The sequence below is a fragment of the Pedobacter sp. GQ55 genome (assembly GCF_059758925.1).
Genome location: NZ_JCAXEI010000009.1, coordinates 169,991 through 189,872, shown reverse-complemented (window position 1 = coordinate 189,872; position 19,882 = coordinate 169,991). Strand labels below are relative to the sequence as shown.

The window sequence follows — 19,882 nt, the reverse complement described above, 5'->3', positions numbered from 1 at the left end:
GTTTTTGAAAGCGATTTGGATCATGCCCGGCTGGCAGTATCTGAGATGGATATCGTGGTTTCTAAGCCAGGCGGCGACTTTGATGTCGGCGACTCTACCGAGAAGATCATCCGGCATGAGCAGTATGATCTTTTTGTTTTTAATGTAGGGAATGTATGATCTGACTTGTTGTTTTTGAGGATTGAAGCCAATAGGAATACACAACAGCTTCCGGGTATCCGGAAAGCTGCTGTGACGGTGATTAAGGAAGATGTTGAAGGTTTCAATGGCGGGACATAAAATGACATGTGTAGCCTGTAGCCTTTGAAAATTATCGGGAACGGCCGGAGCGGGTATATTCACGGCTTTGTTCATCAGGCTTGTTTTTCGTATTCATCATATCTGAAGCCTGTTTCCCGGATTGCTGCTCCGCTGCCTTCATTTCTTCTACTGCCTTTCTGTAACCTGCACTGTAAAGTTCATCTTTTTGGGCCTGTCTTATGCCCATAAGCGAACGGATGCCCTGATATAGCATATAGGAAATTCCGCCATCCAGTAACAGCGAAGCGACCAAGGCAACTTTGTTCGCCCGGACTGGATTCACATCCACACCAGTGTAACGGAATTTAGTGCCATCTGATAATTCCACAGTTTCACCTTTTTCAAAGGCTTTTTTCTGTTGCGGCGTTAGTGCCTCGCCGTTGATGCGGTCTGGGCTTTTAATTTTGCCAGTGTCGGTTTTGATATACTCGCGAGTTTCCGGGTCAAACTCAAAAAGGTATTCTTTGGCTGGCTGTTCGCCATCTTTGATTTTCTTATAGATTGTAGCAGTTTGACCCTTTTCGAGCATTTCAGCTTCCAGGTCCGTGAGGTCCACGGGGAACACGGGCTGATGGTAAACCGGATGTGCCCGAAGTTCCAATTTCCCTTCCGCATTTTTTCGCAGGGAAATTTTGGCTTCCATTTCTCCGATGCTAACGCTCTGATCCTGGAGATTCTGGAGCCGGATCAGGTTGGTGCGTCTGCCAGCGAGCAAGGCAGCCTTGTTTTCATCGCTGATCAATAATGTACCTTTTTGGGCGAGGCCGATCTTTTCCAACTCCGCCATAGGGAGTTCTCTTTCTTTAAACAATTGATTTTGCATGTTTGATGTTTTTGAGTGGGTGGTATAACCTAGCGTCTGATTTTTACTTGACCTTCGATATTTTCACCCTGGTTTAACTGGAGTGTTTTGGAGTTGTCGGCTTTGATAACCAAATCAACTGATGGATAGTTTTTTGCTACCAGCAGGGATTTGTACAGGCCATCGGTGGTGGAGAGTTTTATTTTTTCACCGGAAGTCAGGTCTTCAATTTTTACCTGGCCCCGTTTTAGGACGTCGGATACTTTGTAAGTAGTATTGTTATAACCAATTTCCTCGCCACGGACCAGGTAGTTTGATTCGGAGGGAGCTGCTTTAACTTCCTGTTTTTGCGCCAGATTTCTTTCGATATCCATGACAAAATCCGTGATTTTCTGGGCATCTGCTGAGGCTCGGTATAGTTCATATGGATCTTCCTTTAGCGCTTTAATCCAGTTGTCGACATAGGCAGCATGCTGACCAAAATAATGCCCGATCCCGGTTTCACTGCCCAGCATCAGGGAGGCAATCTCGGCACGAAGCTCTTCACGGGCATATTCGGCGGATCCAAAGTTGCCCTCCATGATGCGGTTTAACCGCGTCTCGTGACCGGTCCAATGTCCAAGCTCGTGCAGGGCAGTTGCATAAAATTGGGTCGCCGTAGGAAACTGGCGTTTGTCGGGAAGCTGAATAAAGTCCGGGGTAGGTGCGTAAAAGGCCTCGTTGCCACCAAATTTGATCTGCGCATTACTGGCGTCTAAAATGGCCTCGGCACGTTCTACTGGTGTCCAGTCATAGTTTGGCCTGAACTTTTGTAGCGTTTCTTTCAGCGGGGGCATGCCTGGCACCTGTTCGGCATTGAACACCCATGCATTTGCACTAACAGACTTTTCCAGGCGCACGGTTTCCTTTTTGACCCGGCCGTTTTCGTCTTTTACCTGCTGACCAGCAGCGTCGAGCATCGGTCGCTCCTCGGTATTTTTCCAGAAGGTGATCATGGTAGCCTTGGTATCCTTGGGGATTTTCAGGTCCAGTGTATTCGCCTGTTTAAGGGTCATCCAGCGCGGATCTTCATAAGGTTGCATTGCCAGCCACAGCGCATTCATACCTCGGTAGTTTTTGCCGGTAGTCGGATTCAAAGGAATTGAAAAAGCAGGCCCTGTGTCTTCAGTCCAGGGCATTTGAAATGGAGATGTGCCTTTTTGGAGCTGATCAATGAGCTTTTCGGCCACGAGCTCATGCAGTGGTTTTAAGTTTGCCATAGAATAAAGGGGTTTGATTAAATGAATTGCTGTACGATGTTTTCGATTTCCTGATTGATCTGAAGGAAGTTGTTCATCAGGATCTCATTTTTGCGATCGCCGAAATCATAAAATATGGGAAGCTCACGGTATCCAGCTTCTTCTTTTTTAAGCCCTTCGGGATCCAGATTGATGCGGCAGTGAATTGCGGAGGTTTCAAATTTACCGTCGTATTTTTCCCGGGGTTCAGCCGCAACCAAGCCGACCATTTCGCCTGTATTTAGTGAAGCTATTTTCCCTGCCGGAATGAGTACCTCCAGCTTTTCGTTTAAAGAAGTTGATGTTTTATTGCGGTCAATGGTGAGGTTTTCGGAGATCTGCTTGCTTTTGCCAAACAGCCTTTCGAGCCAGTCGAGGGTTTCCTTATTCCGGACAGAACCGGAAAACACGTTACCGACGACTGCCGTGATTACGGCAGCGGTGTCCTTGCCATATTGCTGTTGGAGCATAGGTAGCTCTTGTAAGCCTAGAACAACTGCGAACTTCATGCTTCTGGCTGTACTGATGACGTTTTCGATTTTATGGCAGTACAGTGTTGGTGCTTCATCGACGATCAGCCCGCAGGGCAAATTGCCACGGCTGTTCATCAGCCTGGTCATGCGATTCACTATCCCCGTGAAGCAGGCCGAAGTAATATTTTGGGTGTTGGGATTACTCGCGAGCACCAGAACGCCAGGTTCATTTGGATCGGAGATCTTTAGATTGAAATCGTCGCCCGAGAATACCCAGAAAGTTTCCTTGGTAGCCAGGCGGCTCATGAAGATCTTGAGTGTCCCGATCTGTCCCTCCAGCTGGTCAAAAGCCTTAAGGTCGTAGGCACTGCGGAAAGGCGACAGGAGTGAAATCAGTTCAGGCTCGGTAAAAAGCGTTTTAAAGATCTCCTCATATTTCCTGTTCATGAATGCCATGACATGTGGAAAGGTGGAATATTTCCCGTCCTTGTATTTGCTAAAAAAATAGATGCAGGCAGATAAGAAATTAATGGCAGACTGGGTAAAAAACTGATCGCTCCCTCCGGACTTATCGCCCTTTTTCATGGCTTCAACCAGTGCTTCTGCGGTTTCAGATGCGTCGGCAAGGGTCAAAAGCCATTCCCGCCGGAACAGGTTGATTCGCCTGCTTTTCTCGGGCTCAGTAGGATTAATGACGTGGAAGGTATAATTGCGGCATTTGCCCTGCTGCTTGGCCAACAAAAAATGATAATACAGAATTTTGCCTAGGTCCGGGTACTTGAAATCAAACACACAGAGGCAGAATTCTTTTGCCATTAGCTGCCGGATGATGGGATTGATCAGGCTGAAGCTTTTCCCTGAGCCTGGGGTACCGATCACCATGCAGGACCTGAAAATGTTGTTAAGATTGATCCAGCCGTTATGAACTTTACCCTTGTGATAAAACTGCATCGGTATGTTTACCGAACTTGCCGTCTCGATCTTCTCGGTGGCCTGCATGAAGCTCTCCTGATCAACATTCCATTTGTCTTTGCCAAGGCGGGTGCGGATCATTTTGGAGATGTTATCCATGGAAAGGCTGATGGCGAGTGCTCCTATGAGGGAGCAGACGATGTAGAAAAAATTATACCAGGTTGTATAATTGAACGCCTCAGCTGATGGACGATGATAGCACCAAAGGCTGCCGAAGAACAATAAAAAACCGAGTGTTAATGGTAATAAAATATGTTTTTTAGGATCCAGATCAACTTTCTTTTTAGACAGCGTGCCTATGCTGACCAGGCAAATTAGGCTTAAAGTTGCGAACTTGCTGTAAAGCAAATTCTGGTATATGGGAATCAGGCTGAGCTTAACCACCACATACGAAAAAAGCCCCAGGAAAGGGGCTTTTGAATAAACGAAAATCATGATTTCGGTAATGACCATCAGGTAGATGGTGCATTGGAGGAAACCATGAAGTTTTTGAATTTCACGGGATTCTTCCATTTTATTAAGATGTTAGAATAAATCGGGTTGAGTAAATATAATCCCGAAGATTTTTTGAAAAGCCTAGTTATGAGTGTGAAAATAACTTGGACTTAACATAGAATGGATCGATCTCGTTCAGGTTAATTTCTTAACTTTACCTATTAGGTGATCAATCAGATTAAATGAAGAAGATATTATCAATCGAAATAAAAAATTCTAGATTCTATACAGACTTTCGTCTTGAATTTTCGGACAAACTAAACTGTATCATGGGGGGGCGTGGCACTGGCAAAACGACTTTACTAAACTTCATGAAGGTAACTCTTAAACCCCATGACGAAGAAGATAGACATCTGACTAATCTATTGCGGAGTAATCTCGGAGCAGGTATTATTACACTGGAAATACAATCTGAGGATAATCAGGTTTACAATATTGTTAAGACTCTTGAAGACCCTGCGGTAGCATATACTGTTCCATTACTTGATTATATACCACTTTCATCTATTATAAAAGATATTGAATGTGATTTTTACGACGCTGGCAGAATCGAAGAAATTGGACGAAATAGCAAAGACAGATTATTATTAATTGATAAAAAAATTGCGAAAGAAGTTGAATATTACAAATCTCATATCTTTGACATCCAATCCGACCTTGCAGCAAACGCACTGGAAATCAAGTCCTATCACCGACGAATGGCGCAGTTTGATGATGTTTTAAATCAATATGCAAACGTAAATGAAGAATTTGAAATTCATAAACGCCAGAAACCAGTAGAAATAGGTGAAGAAGCAAATTCTGATTTTGAGGAAGCAGATCGAAAGGAAGGGCTAAGAAGGCAGGAGTTAAGGTTCTTTAATAAATCCGTCGATTTTCTTCATAAAATAAAGTCCGATTTAGTTGCTACAGCTAATCCATTTCGTGATTTTCTTAATACTGAAATCTTATCAGAAGAGAGTTATCAAAATAAAGCAGAAATGCTTAAAAGTCAAGATCTTTTGGATGAAACAATTGAGGAAGTTCGAAAGAGATTAGGAGCCACGCATTCTTATATAGAATCTCGTCAGAAACAATTGGATACACTATTTTCCGCAATTTTAAAAATCCATTCTGAGCAACAATCGAACTTTGTCCGGCTGAAACAGCAATTTGATCAAAGCAGAGAATATATCAATAAATATAATCTCCTTTCTAAACGAATTACTGAAAGTGCTATGTTAGCAAGAGATCGTGACGACCTCAAAAAGAAATACGAAACATTATTAATGGAAAGATCCGTATTGCTCGAAAAATTAAATGGGTATAAAAACTCAATTTTTAGAATTCGTCTTGAAACAGTAAAAGGATTAAATACCATCTTTAACAGAGAAGTAGTAATTACGTTATCACCATGTGGGATCAAAGACGATTTTTATGCATTGCTAAGACAGGCATTTAAAGGATCTGGACTACAATATAATGCATTAGTTATTAAAATCGCTGATCGCTTCACCCCGGATCAATTTGCAAAAATTGTGCAAGAGCGTAATGTTGCTGCACTGACCGTCTTGAAAGAAATAGACACGGCACGCGCAAAGACAATAATAAGTTCCCTATACGAGACAGATTATATTTACGAAATCGAAAGTCTCTATTGTGATGATATGCCAGAATTCAAATTAAGAATAGCAGATGACTCAGGTACATTGGAGGAAAATTACAGGCGAACAGACGAACTTTCTATGGGGCAGCGGTGCACGACTGTGTTACCAATCATATTCGCGGTTTCTTCAAATCCATTAATTATTGATCAGCCAGAAGATAATCTTGACAATAAGTATATTACTCAGAGTATTCATGAAACCATCAGGGCACAGAAAGTAAATAGGCAACTAATCTTCATTACACATAATCCAAATATTCCTGTACTTTCAGATGCTGATCATAATGTATTTCTGGAATACGAAAACAGAAAATCTAAAATACTACATCAAGGCACTATTGAAGAGGTAAAAGATGACATCATATTTTTACTTGAAGGTGGCGCGGCAGCATTCGAACGCAGGATGCAGATATATGGTTATAATGACAATCACGCAAAATGACCAAAGAAGAAATCAAAGAGGTGCTTGCCATGCTTCAAGCCAAATTAGAAAATGCATTTCCAGATGGAATACCTGATATGTCGGTTGTATATGAAATTGTAGAAAATCTGAATGGTATTTCCCTCTCGGATTTACATGAATTTTCAGAATTTGTAGATAAATTTAAAAACAAACTTTTTGAATCCGGTACTGGATCAGACTTTTTAAAATTAGCGTCATATCAGTTAGAAAAATCATCAGTAGAGGGCGCCACTGAAATTTCTGCAGAGATTTTACCTATCAAAGCTGTACGGGAGCAAGCCGTCGCAGTTGAGAATGCAAAAGTTACCCTGAAAGGCTTCAAACCATTATTTATCGAAATTTTAAATTGTCTTGAGCATGAATTGCTTTCCTTAAAGGGATATTTTCTGTTCCAGCTCTATAATAATGATAATTCTGATTATTTGCCACTGGTTCTTCATGACGACAAATGTTTTTATCATTCAGTAAAAAAGAAGCTCGAAAGTACATTTGACGAATTTAGCTGCCAATCTATTGATGCTTTTCGGCAAGATTTAGAAGATGGTAAAAACAGTCCTGGCAATTATGTGGTACTGCTATTGCTTTCGACTAAGATAAACGATCAAAAATTTATTGATGAAATTAAGTCTGATCTGTCTGCAATCTTCAGCTTGTTTCCAGATTATGGATTTGTCTCTATCAAACCAACCGAGAAAATAAAAGCTTCAGATCTAATCGTTACAAATGATTCAGAATCTTTTTTTGAAGAAGTGGAATATGTTACATCAACCTTCCTTACAAATGCCGACTTGTCAAATGAAGAAGAAAAACTTGTTAAAAGCTTGTTTAAACATGTCACCTCAAGTCCTATTTTGGAATACAAAATATTAAAAGGAGGGAAGAGTGGGTCTAAAGTTCTTGAAGTTAAACCGAAGATGGGTTTCAATAACGAAATAACCAAGCGTTACGTCACTAAGTTTAGCAAAATTGATCAAAAGGCAAAGATCAAATCAGAAATGCAAGCCTACTCCCAATTTATCGAAAATTTTTCCACCCCTCTTTATCAATCAGCGCACTATGCTAAAACGGCAAGCATGGAGGGGATGAAATATTCCTATGCTTCCAAAGATGCCGTACAGGCCTCCTATTCTTTTGCATCGATTTTAGACGACTCAGAAAATAGATTTCACACCAACAGAGTGGATATTATTGAGCAGCTATTTTCATCAGATCCTTTTCAAATGTGGATGGTCTCAGTTGAAAATGGAATATTTAAGGTTGGCGATCTTTACGAACGCTTTATATCCCCGGACAATTTTTATGCAGCGGTTAAAAAGGTGAAGTATCTAACTGATGAAGATTTAAAGGCAGACAACTTGATTCAGATTTTCAATAACGTGTTTGAGTTTCAACTGCAGACAAAGAAAAAAGTTTGTCATGGTGATCTTCATTCAGAAAATTTTTTCAAGGACCAAACAGGTATTTATCTAATTGATTTTGGATTCACAGGTCTACTGCATTCTTTAGTGGATCATACTGCTCTAGAATGCAGTATAAAATTCAAACATATTCCGCCTTATATAGACATTGACTTGCTTTCCGAAATAGAGGAGCAACTAACTACTGATGAATCTTTCAATCCAACTTTCCAGGTAACCAGTAACCGGCAAGATATAGTTGAGTATTTTAACATAATTAATAAAATACGTATTGACAGTAACGCCCTTTGTCTTGTTCCAAATAGCAAGGTTGAATACCTGATTTCGTTGTTCATCATGACCTGCAGGCAAGTTCAATATTCTGATCTTAATCAATTATATGCGCTCAAATCTGCAGAAATCATAGGTAATCGAATAAAGCAACTTGTGACGTTAACACCCAGTTGATATCAGATTTAATTTCGACTAAGTAATTTATTTATAGTAATCTTGAAGTGATGAAGTTTTAACTTATATTATGTCAGCCTCCAGCACATCCTTATACTTCAGCGTTAATGTAATTACCCTGCCACTAATCTGCTTTTCGTTGAGCTCAATTTTCAAGATTTTATGGCCGGGGAAGCTGAACTTTTTAAACACGTAGATGTTCCGGAAATTCTTTTTGAAGGTGTTGTTTTTAAAAAGCGTGAATTCAGGCTTGATTTCAATTGATTGGTTTGTTGTGGCTTTGTTGATCTTTTCGTCTTCAATTTTAAAACGAACTTCGTCGGTGTCGTATTTCAAGTTAGTAGTGTTGGTATAACCAAGGTCAACAAAAATGTATTCGCCAAAAGTTGCGATGTGGTTAATCTTACCGGTTAGTCCAAAAGCTTTAGTCCGGGCTATATTGGTTTCTTGCTTTTTGAAAAGCAGCGCAGATGCCAATCGTTCAAGCTGGAGATGGGAAAGGCTGACACCAGTTTCTAAAGGCTTCATGTGATCAGGCAGGATCTCGATCTGCGTTTTGTATTCGTCGCCAGCTTGAGGAGATACATATCGGATCTTAAACTGCGCAATAAAGCTTTCCCCAGCAACAGTTACTATCACATCCTGTGCGCTTAACGACAGTGATTGTCTCAGGGTATCAGGTATGCGTTTAACGCGAAGGACATTTTTTATGGGCAGATCACCAGCAATGGCTTTGCTGGAGATGTCCACATACTGGATGGGTTCTGGAGAAATGAAGTGAAAAGAGATGTTTTCCGGCAGATCAACAATTGGCAAAGTTTGGGCAGAAAGAGAAAAGCTTAATAGCATTAGGGCTATCCATGGGAAAAAGTTAAGTTGCATATTAGATGATTTGTGAGTGATTAATATTCTTTTTGTTGATTCTGGAGTGCTTCGGTATCGATCAGGTAGATATAGGAATTGTACTTGATCTTTGCTTTGTTTTTGCGGATTAGTGTGGCTATGGCGGAAGAGGTCGACTGAAAGACTTTGTCGATACTGCTCATCAGAAACTGGTTGGCATTGGCACTGTTGCCATGAATGTTTACTCCTTGCATTGAGTTGCCGCCAAGATCCTTGGTGAATTCACGAAATGCAGATTCCGGAACATATAGTCCGGGCAGGCCATCGGTATCGTACAAGTCTAATTTCACGGGTAGGATTTTCCCGTCCTGGAGAATAGACTGTACAGTGAGCGTTACCCGCTGATCCCCAAACCCACTGATCAGTGCGTACAGAAACGTGCCTTTTCTTACCAGCTGATTCCCCGCACGAATATCCTCCAGAAGACGAAGGCGAATCCGCGAACCGGCATATCCAGTCAGGTTTTCATCAATTACAGCCGTTATGAAATTGTCAGCTTTAGCAGGTTTTAAGGTATTGAACACCACATTGTGCTGCGCGTCCTTTTGAACAGTTAGCTTGAGTTTATTCTTTGTGTTCGCTTCAGCATTATCTAACGCATCCTGCCGTTTTTTTTCGGCCTGGACTTCCGGATCTGCTGCTTTGCTCAAACTGTCCATGTACTTCATTTGCGCCTTAAACAGTTCCATTGGATCTTTCTCTTTTGGCGGTGGTGCTTGATAGGTATCCGGATACCTTGATGGTGGATAATTGGCTCCAGGGTAATTAAGACCGGTTTGACTACCACCATTTTTGAGTTGTGCCAAGGCGTCGGCCAGCTGCTGGTCCTGGAGGGAAAGTCGGCCGATACCTTGCTGCTGAATGCTTCGACCACCCGCGTAGGGAAAAGTGCCTGGTGTTCCTGGCGGTGAACCTGAAAAACGCTGCTTCATCAGGTGATCTATGGAATCCAGGTTGTACGCCTCATCGCTAATGGTGTTGACGGCCGTATTGCCATCAGCCTCACGGAAATGCTCATTAAAGGCGTCGAGCTTATCATCAATGGCTTTTTTTTGTATTTCGGCAGATGCCGTGCCGACCTGATCCTGAATCCCATCGTGTTTTTTGTCCGGTGTTTTTGGTTCTCCAGCAGTAAGTTGGTAAACGTAAAAAAAGAGAAAAAGGAAGGGTAAGATGAGTAAAGGAATAATGTATTTGGGTTGATTGAACTTTATTTTCATTGCTGAGTTACTGAATAATTGAGTTTATGAATTGCGGAGAACCTGAGCTATTGACTTATTGATTTGGAAATGCTCAATTCATGCAGACGGTCAATTGCCTTGCCTAGTGCAGCACTGTCAGCTTTTGAGAGGTTGCCCTGAGCCAAAAACCCTTCGACTTGGCTTTTCAATGCAATAGCCTCTTTTAATGCCATGCTTTTTTGCATGATCTGCCCGAAACCATCCTGGATCGGTGAAGGCTTACATTGACTAACATTTTGTTTCCCGCTTATTTGTGGATTTGGTTTTTCCGTTTGAAACAGAAGGAATGATAACACGAATGAAGAAAGAAGCAGTATCACCATCAGGCTATAAACCTGCTTTGGATAACGCAAGCATATTGCGGTAAACCAATTTTTGAATTTGCCGATGTAAATGCCAAATTCCTTGTTGAGCTCGGACAATAAGGTATCATGCGTATCCCGGTTAGAGTGTATTTTTCTGAACATTTTCGAGGTCTTTGTTTTCAATTGTTTTCCAGCCGGTGATCAGCAGGCCGTGGGGATTGTTGTCACTACGGGGGATGTCTTTCAGGTAACCTTCGGTAATCAAGGATCGAATCAGGGTAGCGCTCCGGCGATCGATCTTAAGCTTACCATAGTACCGGAAGTATTTTCGGGGAACATCGAAGGTGATGCTGTCGGTTTCGAGCGTCAGCACCGAGCTACTGGACAGTATAGAGTTGAAATAGCCTTTTTCTTTGAGGTTGATCATTTGTTGAACGCCGGATTCATCCACCAGGTACATGGCCTTTTTCATCTGGTGCTGGATGTATTTATCATCCGGGGTGAGTGAAAAGAAAAAGGAATGGAACAAATCGACGTGTGCCTTATACTCTGCTGGCCGGTTCATCTGCATGTCGGTTTGGCGTGCTAGAATGGGCACGTTGTTGTCAAGGATGTAAACACTTTGCCGTGCGACGGCTACCTGCTTGTAAGCAGAGAAGAGTGCAGCGCAGGAAATCAACAGAGCCAGTACAATACTGGATATAGCGACGACTGTGGCAAGGCGGATCTTGCTTTCAATACTTTTGATGATCATAAAATAGGTTGAGGATTAAAAGAATTTGCCGGATGCTTTTTTGACGGCATTGATCACGGTGACAGAACCCCTGCCAAATCCGGATGCGGCAGAACTGATACCGGATGTGGAGATGATCCAGGTGGAGATGCTGGGTACTGTGAACATGCAAATGGCACTGACCAGAAAGGTTAGAATTACAGTTCCAAAGGACATGATGCCATTGCCGGCGAGTATTGCCATTTTGGCGAGTCCGCCCTCAGAGCCATCAGGACCAAGCAGTTCTTTGTACTTGCTGATCTCAGAAAGCATCGCATATTTCTGCATCAGCGCCATTATATACATCACTAGATAAGCGATACCAACATATAGGTTTACCGATATGAAGCGGGCAATCCAGGTGCTGAAGCTATCACGAAAAGCGGGTAAAATACTGACGGCGACGGCAAATGGTCCGAGAATGATCAGGATGCTGGAATAAATTATTTGAATGATAAAAATGACATACACCGCTATTCGAAGGATCCAGAGGGCAATGATCTCCAAAAGTTGAGTCAGCAGTAGTTGTATGCCGATGGCCATCCGGTTTTTTAGTTCGATAAGCGGACTTATCACAGTCGATATACCTTCCTTCACTGTGCTTGTGACCGAATCCCAGGCCTGGCCGTACCAGGTGTCCGATTCTTTTTCGGCAACTTCGGTTTGCGCCTGATAAGTGTATAAGGCGTCAGCAACCTTTTTCATATAATCTGCCCTGTTGAGGCGTAAGTTATTGACATTTGTTTGCTCACTCTTGAACATTTCTTCAGTTTTGAGGGCAACCATATCTGTCGGGAAGGCCACCATCTTCACAAAGGCACCCCACCAAAGGATGATCATGGTCAGGCCAAATGGCCTGAGTAAAGGCATTACTTCCATTTTTTTATCACCGGACATCATCTCATAGGATTTGATGGCGAAGAAAATGATCATGAAAATGGCAGCAAGTGCTTTGGCGTCGGTAATAAATAAATCAAAATGTGTCCAGATGGAATCTTTTAAACCGGAAAGAAAGGTCATGACACCTTCTTCATACACACCGTTGCCCTGGAGAAATTCCAGGGATTTGTTATAATTGGATGCCGGAGTCTGGCCATAAGACATGGCGATGCCCATGAACAGCAGAGATGCTGTCATCAATAGTTTATTCATAAAAATGAGTTTAAGTTGAAATTAGTATTTCCGGGTTCGCAATACCTCTTTAGCGATTTCAACGTCAGAGGCTGGAGTCCAGCTGCCAACTTCTAGATTGTTGGCTTTAACTTTTTCCTGCTGGCTGACTTTGCTTTGATTTGCAGAAGCAGTGGCTGTTCGGCTGGTCCAGGACGCCTGTAAACTGCGGTATTCCTGCAACATGCGGTGATAAGCCAGAATGCGGGAACCCCGGTCCATATTGCTAGTTCTTGCGCCATTGATTCGCTCTTTAAGAATTGTCAGTTCATTTTTGAACCAATCGTACACACCTTCAGCAATGACCTTACTGCGAACAGCTGGAGGCAATGAGCCAAGAATTGAAGCGTCGGAGAATTCGAGGACGGGCCTGAGTTCCTTGCTATAATAGAGCATCCAAAGTGGATCTGCTGCTGAAACAGCACCGCTATAATTTGTAATTTCCAGTAATGCGGTATTGCGAAGCGTATCAGCCTCCAGCCTGTATGCGTTACTGGTGCTGTTCATGGCACCGACCAATCCAAGCCTTTGGGTTTGTGGACCCCAGGAACTTAGCGGCCTGCGGTCCGTATTGGGATAATTCGGATGCAAGCCCCAAGTTAGCCAGTAATATGGATTGATCCCTAACCAGCCGGATGTGGGTTCAAACTTGCCGCGGTCCCATTGTTTGAAGACCATGCGTTCCTGTTGGTATCGCATGGCTTTGTCTTCAATGGCAAGCTGGGCGAAACCAAGTTGCTCCAGCAGCAAGAGGGCAATGGAAATTAGAAGTGTTTTCATAAGGTTATTTTTTAAGATACTTTGCATTGCGGATAATGTCTTCGACATGAGTTCTGTCCTGATTGATGAACTCCTGAAACGGATTAAGTGATTTTACAATGCCGCGTTCTTTGGCCCAATACATCGCCTTCCATGCGCCATAAGCTAGCGAGACCAGCAATTGCAACTCCTGGGTTATTTTGCGTAAAAGCTGATCACGGGCATTGTAATCGGCAAGCACATTGCTGCCTTCTTTAAGCACAACGCCAGAAACTTCGGTTACTAAGCGAACCGACCGCGCTTTCATCTGGTTTCCAAAATCTTCTGCAAACAAGAGCAAGTAAGGTTCCGATCTACCCATTAGTACCATTTGATTGCTGTAACTGATCAGGTCAGCGACGATTGTTCCCAGCTGCTGAACAGCCAGTCCATTCTTTAATGCAGAATTGACGTTGGAAAGCCCGTCATAAATGATCGTTTGTGCGACCACTACGGAACCCACGTTCAGGTTAATGGTCTGGAGGTTCTGATCAATTTTTTCGAGGTATTGGTTGTGGGTAAGCTCGGCTGCCTGTCTTGCTACCGCATTTTCATTTACGGTCTGAAAGTGTTTTTTGTCATAAACAATCCTTTGCGCGTCCGCCTGGTTGATTAGCCCTGCAGCCATCAAAAGAGATAACAGCGTATGCTGTGGTGTCATCATTATCAATAAATATTTAGAAGGTAAAATCGGTTTATAAAGGACCTGCGCTGTTCGGGATCGACCATGATGTCCGGATCCGTACAATGCCGTGATAGAAGAACCGCCATAGCGCACCAATAAAGCCCTGATTTAAATGGCATGCCGCTTGTAAATGGCAGTAAAGAATAGATTAAATAAAAGATATAGTTTATAGTTTAGTTTTAGTTAGGAAAAGCTGGTTGCCTTGGATGATGTGCCAGCTTTTATTTTTTATTTGAGAAAACGGGCGTTTGTTATGATGTCCTTCACGATTTCTTTATCCTGATCGATGAAGTTTTGAAATGGATTGAGGCTTCGCAGATTGCCTGCTGTTTGACTGACCTGCATGGCACTGAGCAATTTTGCCGATAACTCCTGAATGCTGTTCAGTTCCATTAGGACATGATCAAACAGGATCTTTCGATCTGAAGCTTTCATTTGATTGACAACACCAATGCTGGCGCAAAGCCCTATCAGATAATTTACCAGTGACGTCGACCGGTCCACAAAACCCCTTTCAGACTGATAAGCCATGGCGATGAAAAGTGGATCCTGCTGAGCGATGTGGTAAATTTCCATTTGGTTCTGAACGATACGATTGACTAGGGGACCGGCATAAATACCAATCTTAGCAGCATCGATTAAAGTACCCAGTGTCTGAAAGCGCTGCTGGAGCTCACGGTATTTGTTTTTCAGTTTCGCCAGCATCGTTTTATTGACCTGCTCATTTGCCGTGGTTACCCCCTGATTGTTTCGGGTATTGTTTTGCCGGTCATATTCGGATTTAGACTCAGAGACCAATTGGTGAATACCCGCAATATTTAGCGCTTTCTTTTGCGCATAGCTGTGCGGCACACCTGATATCAAACCGAAAACCATCGGGATCAATGTGATCATAGATTTTAAAACCAGGTGTGTGTTCATAATTTTAGTATAAGCAGAAGCAGGTTTGGTGTAAGCAAACCATGCATTCGTATAAGAAACAGCCCTATTCATAATTATGGCCTTTTTAAATATTTCGCTTCACGGATAACATCGTTGGCAATTTGCACATCTACGTTTATCCAGGACTGCCAGGGATTAAGTGCACGCCAGATGCCCTGCATTTTTGCCCAGTACATCGCACGGTGCATTCCGTAAGCAACACCTCGCAGAATGCGAAGTTCTGAAGCAATGTGGTTGATGAGCTTACTACGCTCACCGCTATCCATGAGGTTGGAACCACCGCCACGCAGGGCAAAGCCACTGACCTCAAGTGCGAGGCTTGTTGCCCGGACTTTGAATTCACGGGCTCCTTCTTCGGCGAATAGCAAAAGGGCAGGATTTGATCTGGCGATGCTGACTGTTTGTTGGATGTCATTTACAATGTCTACCCCGATATCAGTGATTTCCTTAATGGCGGTGAGGTTGTGCAGGATTGCAGATACCTCACTAAGGCCACGGTAAATCCGATCCTGTAAGTCATTGACAATGACCAATTGGCCGGTTACCGCCATTTGTCCCCGCTGAATCATGGTCAGGTTGTTATTAGTTCTGTTTAATTGTCCGTCAATTGTAGCGCTGTGCGTGTACATGGCCGCAGAAGTAGCGGGATCAATGTAAAGAGTTTGGGAGAATCCCGGTAACTGACTATTCATCATCAGGATCATAGCCATGATAAAATATTTACACATTTGATTGTTTTTAGTGATTGATAAAACCGTAACTTAACTCAACCTCTTATTACAAGATTTATGAAACCTCTCTCCAAATTTTACAGCATCTTATTGCTTGTTATTCTCAATTCAAATCTATTCGCCCAGGAAAAGGATAAACCTTTCATTGAGGCAGATACCACGATCATTGATTTAAACCGTCCGTATTATGGCAATGTCAAAATCCCAAAATTTCCAGGGCAGGAGCACGGAATTCAGGGGTACATCATGGATAAATTCCGCTTTACACAAAAAGAAATCGATAACGGGACGAAGGGGGAGGTTGAGATCTGGATTTACATCGAGCGGGACGGAACTATTTCCCAAACCCGATTTGATAAAAATACCAATTCCGTAATTGGAGATCGTGTTCGTGGTCTTCTGCTGCACGCACCTAAATATATTCCGGGAACCAAAGACGGAAAAACCGCAAGATTTAAGGTGCTACTGATCCAGAAATTTGAGGCGCGTCGGGGAACCTAAACATCCAGCGCTCTCTGGCAATTAGGAGTTCGCTTTTGTGAAGATCTGCAGTAAAGTCATAAGACTACAGTTTTAAGATCGGACTGATAAAGGTGACCTGTACGGTTGATTTCTAAAACGAATTTTCCCATAGTAAGTCCACTAATATTCAGATCAGCCATAAAAGCATCCAAGCCCTCCGTATAAGACCCGAAGTAATCGGTATACACCTCAACGGCCATTTTCTCCGGTTTTTCAGTAGTGTATGCAAGATACTGAGCTTGGCTGACCTCGACGCCATATACTTCACCGATTTTGCCGCGCCTGATATACACCTCATTGAAACGACTTCGACCAGCTTTGTTGTCCAGTTGGTTGATGGTAAAAATCTTTCTGCGCTCGGTGTCACTAATGGAAAGCAGTGCGGCAATCTCATCGTACTTATCTTTGAATTTCCGCTGATCCAATAAGATCACGGTATCCGATTCTGATATGATGCAGTCCTTTAAAATAGGGTTACCGATGATGTCGGATAAAGACTGTGTAACCTCGATAATTTCACCCCAGAATTTACGCACAGTTTTGTTTAAATACAGCAGGAAACCAGCCATTATCGGTGAGGTAATTGCTTTCCAGGCTTCTTCCAGGATAAGGGCTTTACGCTGGGATTTACGAAGTCGCATCTTTTGTATGAACAGATCAATTATGATCACCGTAATTATTGGGAACAAGATTTTATTGTCCTGGATCGAATCAATTTCATAAATAATCAAGCGTTCTGAAAGTAATGATTGATCAGCCGCTTCATTCAAAAGCATCTGATATTCTCCGCCCAAATAGAATTTTTTCAGTACGAACCGGAATTCTTCCAGATCAAAAGGAATCTGTTCTTCAGCTTTGATCTCCGGAATACGCAGCAGTGCATATTCATAAAAAGTATTGAAATTTAAAGCCTCAATTTTTTCTGCCGCTTCAGATGCAGCTGAACTGAAGTACTGCGAAAAGTAAGAAGAAATTACCAACGAAATAACGTCGCGCTCAATCTGGCTGACGGTTCCCTCTGTTCCCCTCCATAACAAACAGATCAGTGTAATCAGGAAATCTTTCTTTTCGATGTTGTACTCTTCCCTGGCAATGGAAAAAGGATTCATGGTAATAGGCTTCTGCTCACTATAGGTGATGTACTTGCCGCCATAATATTTACACAGTCCGGAGTAGGAATGTCCAACATCGACAATCACCACATCCATATTGACCAACATGTACTGCTCGACCAGATTATTGACAAAGTAGGACTTACCCGAACCCGAAGGCCCACAGACGAACTTATTCCGGTTCACTATCCTACCCGTTTCCATCATCAGATCGGAGATATCTATACCTATAGGAATACCCTGGCGGTCTGTAAAGCGGATCAGGAAATCAGAAGGATCATCAATAGGTAAGGATTCCTTATAAAGAAAACACAGCGCTGCGTCACTGGTAGTTAAAAACCAGTCGTAAGATTTTAGTTCTACACCATTGCCCGGAATAGCGGTTCGGAACAGTTCAAGCTGGTTGTAGGCGTTTTTGCCGGGGGTAATGCCGAGTTGAAACAACTCACTTTCGATAAAATTACAGGCGGCCTGTAGTTTGGTGTCTTCAGCAGTAATCAAGATGTTGAAATGCGCATTGACCAGTAACTGGTTATCTTTAGCAACATCATTAAGCAGAGCATCGATGTCAGTTACGCAGAGGTTGTTTGCGGGATCAGGAATGCCAGAGTGCCTTTTGCGCTTTAAGGTCAGTTTGCGCAGTGTTGCTGGCTGGACAGGAATTTCGATAAGCTGGTTGTATAGGATACTATGGTAATCGGGCGAACGCATCAGGAAGGAAAGCAGGTCAACAGGAAACCCCCGAATGGTATCGTTATCGTTCAAATGCGTATTGTTACTTACAAGCGCAGGCAAATCAATGCTATCGATGTCAATCAGGCTGATACTGCGAAGGGAAAGTTTTCCGAAATTCAGGTGGGTATCCGTAACAGAAATGTTGTTGAGAGAAATTGTGGGATCTGTGAAGGTCATTCCGAGTATACGCTTAATCAGGTCGCTGACCTGCTTCTCTTTTAGCAGCCGTGGGTCAGCGCCAGCGGCTCCCAAAACCGCCATCACCTTGGCCACATCTTGTTTAAAATCAACCAGCAATTTAGGGTCATGGGTGTAAAATGAACCTTTCTTTACCAACCTGGTGATTGTCAGATAGGTCTGGATCTGTATAGCCTGACGGCCAGAAAAATGCTGGTTGTATTTGTCCTGCAAATATTCGGCTGCCGGTTTGTAAGGGTAAACAGACTTACAGATCACATCCTGCTTTTGCAATAAATAACCACTGCCCAGGATTTTCAGGATGTTATTGAACAAACTGTGAAATTCATAATAAGCCTCGGGGGAGCCTGAGTATTGTACGACCGGGTTGACCATCCGAATGACTACTGAAAATTCGCCGTTCAGTCCGTATAGCAGGTCCATATCCTGATACCGGTCAATGCCGATATAAGGCATCCGGAATTCGTTGTGCTTTGCCATAAACTTTTGGGTTGATTTTAGATTTGAAATGATAGATGCCGGTGGCACGGGTTTTTTGGTGCAGGCCTTTCTTTTGCTGGGATGCGGTGTACCACAGCCCTCCGCCGATACATGTGGCCAGGACGAATACGCCGAAAAGCATATTGATCAGAGCAATGGCCAATGAACCTAGTACCAGTCCGGCTAGTAGCGATGCGATGCCCCAGTAAATGAATTTTCCAGCGAAACCCCGGTAAACAAGGGGCTTTTGCAGCCCCTTGTAAACATTGAACGATCTTTCCATTTTACAGTGCAAAGAATGCTTTTACGATCAGAGAAGAGAGCACCAGGAAAATGCAGGAACCGCCCCAGCCCATCAGCTCTTTGTTGATGTCCTGATCGCCGGAGTTCCATTTGGAATAGACACGCAGGGCACCGACGAGGCCCACAATGCCGCCGATCACCAGAGTGGTGTTGGTTACGGGGCCGACATAGGTTTTAAGGGTAGTTGTTGCGGTGTTGAGACCGGTGACGCCGCTTTGGGCAAAAGCAGCGGTTTGGGTAATGGCCATAAGAACGGCCATTACGAGCAAGTGTTTTTTTGTTTGCAAAGTAAAGTATGGTAAAGCGGTATTAAGCAGCCTAAAAAGGCTGGGCATGGAAGTGAGGCAGGTTTAGATGCCCAGTAAAGCTTGGAGAAATGGACTTGCAAGGATCATGAATAATGAGGCAAAGAACCAGCCGGCAACTTCCGGCGTGATGCGTTCTTTACCCATTTGCCAGTTGTAATAAATTTTAACAGCACCTGTGATGCCAAAAATGCCAGCCAGTACCATGCTGGCATCCCTGGCGGAAAAGAAGCTTTGGCGCAGATTACCGGTGGCCTGGTTCATTTCGGCGATTCCGGGCTGACCATACGCCGGAATGATGAGCAAACACAGCGGTATGATCAGAAAAATAAAAGCTGTTTTTGGCATGTTTTGAAATTCATTTTTTGTGATTAACTTTCACACTCAA

At 43.1% G+C, this 19,882-nt stretch carries 19 protein-coding genes; 3 read left to right on the top strand and 16 right to left on the bottom strand.

From position 1 onward, the window contains the following. Window positions 1–310 precede the first annotated feature (310 nt). From AC6CH7_RS21080 to AC6CH7_RS21070, 3 genes are read right to left on the bottom strand one after another with little or no spacing between them, the layout of a single operon-like run. Window positions 311–1,123 (bottom strand): DUF4099 domain-containing protein, encoded by an 813-nt coding sequence (locus AC6CH7_RS21080; protein ID WP_498264608.1) that lies wholly within the window; start codon window positions 1,121–1,123, stop codon window positions 311–313. Between the two features lie 29 nt (window positions 1,124–1,152). Beyond that, window positions 1,153–2,361, bottom strand: coding sequence for an ArdC family protein (locus tag AC6CH7_RS21075; RefSeq protein WP_498264607.1), 1,209 nt, complete (start codon window positions 2,359–2,361; stop codon window positions 1,153–1,155). 17 nt (window positions 2,362–2,378) lie between these two features. Next, on the bottom strand, window positions 2,379–4,337 hold the full coding sequence (locus AC6CH7_RS21070) for a type IV secretory system conjugative DNA transfer family protein (protein ID WP_498264606.1): 1,959 nt from the start codon (window positions 4,335–4,337) through the stop codon (window positions 2,379–2,381). 164 nt (window positions 4,338–4,501) lie between these two features. Here AC6CH7_RS21070 and AC6CH7_RS21065 point away from each other — a divergent pair, with 164 nt between their 5' ends. Continuing rightward, entirely contained in the window at window positions 4,502–6,406 is a 1,905-nt protein-coding gene (locus AC6CH7_RS21065) for an AAA family ATPase (RefSeq protein WP_498264605.1), read from the top strand. Beyond that, window positions 6,403–8,292, top strand: a complete 1,890-nt coding sequence (locus AC6CH7_RS21060; protein ID WP_498264604.1) for a hypothetical protein — start codon at window positions 6,403–6,405, stop codon at window positions 8,290–8,292. Before AC6CH7_RS21065 ends, AC6CH7_RS21060 begins: the two co-directional genes overlap by 4 nt. A gap of 63 nt (window positions 8,293–8,355) precedes the next feature. Here AC6CH7_RS21060 and AC6CH7_RS21055 read toward each other — a convergent pair whose 3' ends face one another. From AC6CH7_RS21055 to AC6CH7_RS21015, 9 genes are all read right to left on the bottom strand, one after another. Next, window positions 8,356–9,174 carry a DUF4138 domain-containing protein gene (locus AC6CH7_RS21055; protein ID WP_498264603.1) on the bottom strand — a complete coding sequence of 273 codons (819 nt, stop codon included), beginning with the start codon at window positions 9,172–9,174 and terminating at the stop codon, window positions 8,356–8,358. Window positions 9,175–9,194: 20 nt separating this feature from the next. Next, window positions 9,195–10,415, bottom strand: a complete 1,221-nt coding sequence (locus AC6CH7_RS21050) for a conjugative transposon protein TraM (protein ID WP_498264602.1) — start codon at window positions 10,413–10,415, stop codon at window positions 9,195–9,197. Between the two features lie 47 nt (window positions 10,416–10,462). Next, window positions 10,463–10,903 (bottom strand): hypothetical protein, encoded by a 441-nt coding sequence (locus AC6CH7_RS21045; RefSeq protein WP_498264601.1) that lies wholly within the window; start codon window positions 10,901–10,903, stop codon window positions 10,463–10,465. Next, a complete protein-coding gene (gene traK, locus AC6CH7_RS21040; protein ID WP_498264600.1) occupies window positions 10,881–11,495 on the bottom strand; it encodes a conjugative transposon protein TraK in 615 nt (204 codons plus the stop codon). The genes AC6CH7_RS21045 and traK overlap by 23 nt, the downstream gene beginning before the upstream one ends. A gap of 15 nt (window positions 11,496–11,510) precedes the next feature. Further along, entirely contained in the window at window positions 11,511–12,665 is a 1,155-nt protein-coding gene (locus tag AC6CH7_RS21035) for a TraJ family protein (protein ID WP_498264599.1), read from the bottom strand. Between the two features lie 21 nt (window positions 12,666–12,686). Then, window positions 12,687–13,463, bottom strand: coding sequence for a hypothetical protein (locus tag AC6CH7_RS21030; RefSeq protein WP_498264598.1), 777 nt, complete (start codon window positions 13,461–13,463; stop codon window positions 12,687–12,689). 4 nt (window positions 13,464–13,467) lie between these two features. Beyond that, window positions 13,468–14,145, bottom strand: a complete 678-nt coding sequence (locus AC6CH7_RS21025; RefSeq protein WP_498264597.1) for a hypothetical protein — start codon at window positions 14,143–14,145, stop codon at window positions 13,468–13,470. 249 nt (window positions 14,146–14,394) lie between these two features. Next, on the bottom strand, window positions 14,395–15,159 hold the full coding sequence (locus AC6CH7_RS21020) for a hypothetical protein (RefSeq protein ID WP_498264596.1): 765 nt from the start codon (window positions 15,157–15,159) through the stop codon (window positions 14,395–14,397). Window positions 15,160–15,161: 2 nt separating this feature from the next. Next, window positions 15,162–15,737 (bottom strand): hypothetical protein, encoded by a 576-nt coding sequence (locus tag AC6CH7_RS21015; RefSeq protein WP_498264595.1) that lies wholly within the window; start codon window positions 15,735–15,737, stop codon window positions 15,162–15,164. Window positions 15,738–15,896: 159 nt separating this feature from the next. Between AC6CH7_RS21015 and AC6CH7_RS21010 the strand changes: the two genes are divergently transcribed. Beyond that, window positions 15,897–16,340, top strand: a complete 444-nt coding sequence (locus AC6CH7_RS21010; RefSeq protein WP_498264594.1) for a hypothetical protein — start codon at window positions 15,897–15,899, stop codon at window positions 16,338–16,340. Between the two features lie 56 nt (window positions 16,341–16,396). Here AC6CH7_RS21010 and AC6CH7_RS21005 read toward each other — a convergent pair whose 3' ends face one another. The 4 genes from AC6CH7_RS21005 to AC6CH7_RS20990 form a co-directional block, all read right to left on the bottom strand. After that, window positions 16,397–18,886 (bottom strand): TraG family conjugative transposon ATPase, encoded by a 2,490-nt coding sequence (locus AC6CH7_RS21005; protein ID WP_498264593.1) that lies wholly within the window; start codon window positions 18,884–18,886, stop codon window positions 16,397–16,399. Next, window positions 18,843–19,169 (bottom strand): plasmid transfer protein, encoded by a 327-nt coding sequence (locus AC6CH7_RS21000; RefSeq protein ID WP_498264592.1) that lies wholly within the window; start codon window positions 19,167–19,169, stop codon window positions 18,843–18,845. Before AC6CH7_RS21000 ends, AC6CH7_RS21005 begins: the two co-directional genes overlap by 44 nt. A gap of 1 nt (window position 19,170) precedes the next feature. Further along, the gene (locus tag AC6CH7_RS20995) at window positions 19,171–19,476 is read right to left on the bottom strand and encodes a DUF4134 domain-containing protein (RefSeq protein WP_498264591.1); all 306 of its coding nucleotides are present in this window, start codon (window positions 19,474–19,476) and stop codon (window positions 19,171–19,173) included. A gap of 63 nt (window positions 19,477–19,539) precedes the next feature. Then, on the bottom strand, window positions 19,540–19,842 hold the full coding sequence (locus AC6CH7_RS20990) for a DUF4134 family protein (RefSeq protein ID WP_498264590.1): 303 nt from the start codon (window positions 19,840–19,842) through the stop codon (window positions 19,540–19,542). Between the last annotated feature and the right edge of the window lie 40 nt (window positions 19,843–19,882).

Coding starts and splice junctions, on each gene's coding strand:
- AC6CH7_RS21080 (WP_498264608.1), bottom strand. CDS start 1,123: ATGCAAAATCAATTGTTTAAAGAAAGAGAACTCCCTATGGCGGAGTTG.
- AC6CH7_RS21075 (WP_498264607.1), bottom strand. CDS start 2,361: ATGGCAAACTTAAAACCACTGCATGAGCTCGTGGCCGAAAAGCTCATT.
- AC6CH7_RS21070 (WP_498264606.1), bottom strand. CDS start 4,337: ATGGAAGAATCCCGTGAAATTCAAAAACTTCATGGTTTCCTCCAATGC.
- AC6CH7_RS21065 (WP_498264605.1), top strand. CDS start 4,502: ATGAAGAAGATATTATCAATCGAAATAAAAAATTCTAGATTCTATACA.
- AC6CH7_RS21060 (WP_498264604.1), top strand. CDS start 6,403: ATGACCAAAGAAGAAATCAAAGAGGTGCTTGCCATGCTTCAAGCCAAA.
- AC6CH7_RS21055 (WP_498264603.1), bottom strand. CDS start 9,174: ATGCAACTTAACTTTTTCCCATGGATAGCCCTAATGCTATTAAGCTTT.
- AC6CH7_RS21050 (WP_498264602.1), bottom strand. CDS start 10,415: ATGAAAATAAAGTTCAATCAACCCAAATACATTATTCCTTTACTCATC.
- AC6CH7_RS21045 (WP_498264601.1), bottom strand. CDS start 10,903: ATGTTCAGAAAAATACACTCTAACCGGGATACGCATGATACCTTATTG.
- traK (WP_498264600.1), bottom strand. CDS start 11,495: ATGATCATCAAAAGTATTGAAAGCAAGATCCGCCTTGCCACAGTCGTC.
- AC6CH7_RS21035 (WP_498264599.1), bottom strand. CDS start 12,665: ATGAATAAACTATTGATGACAGCATCTCTGCTGTTCATGGGCATCGCC.
- AC6CH7_RS21030 (WP_498264598.1), bottom strand. CDS start 13,463: ATGAAAACACTTCTAATTTCCATTGCCCTCTTGCTGCTGGAGCAACTT.
- AC6CH7_RS21025 (WP_498264597.1), bottom strand. CDS start 14,145: ATGATGACACCACAGCATACGCTGTTATCTCTTTTGATGGCTGCAGGG.
- AC6CH7_RS21020 (WP_498264596.1), bottom strand. CDS start 15,159: ATGAATAGGGCTGTTTCTTATACGAATGCATGGTTTGCTTACACCAAA.
- AC6CH7_RS21015 (WP_498264595.1), bottom strand. CDS start 15,737: ATGTACACGCACAGCGCTACAATTGACGGACAATTAAACAGAACTAAT.
- AC6CH7_RS21010 (WP_498264594.1), top strand. CDS start 15,897: ATGAAACCTCTCTCCAAATTTTACAGCATCTTATTGCTTGTTATTCTC.
- AC6CH7_RS21005 (WP_498264593.1), bottom strand. CDS start 18,886: ATGGCAAAGCACAACGAATTCCGGATGCCTTATATCGGCATTGACCGG.
- AC6CH7_RS21000 (WP_498264592.1), bottom strand. CDS start 19,169: ATGGAAAGATCGTTCAATGTTTACAAGGGGCTGCAAAAGCCCCTTGTT.
- AC6CH7_RS20990 (WP_498264590.1), bottom strand. CDS start 19,842: ATGCCAAAAACAGCTTTTATTTTTCTGATCATACCGCTGTGTTTGCTC.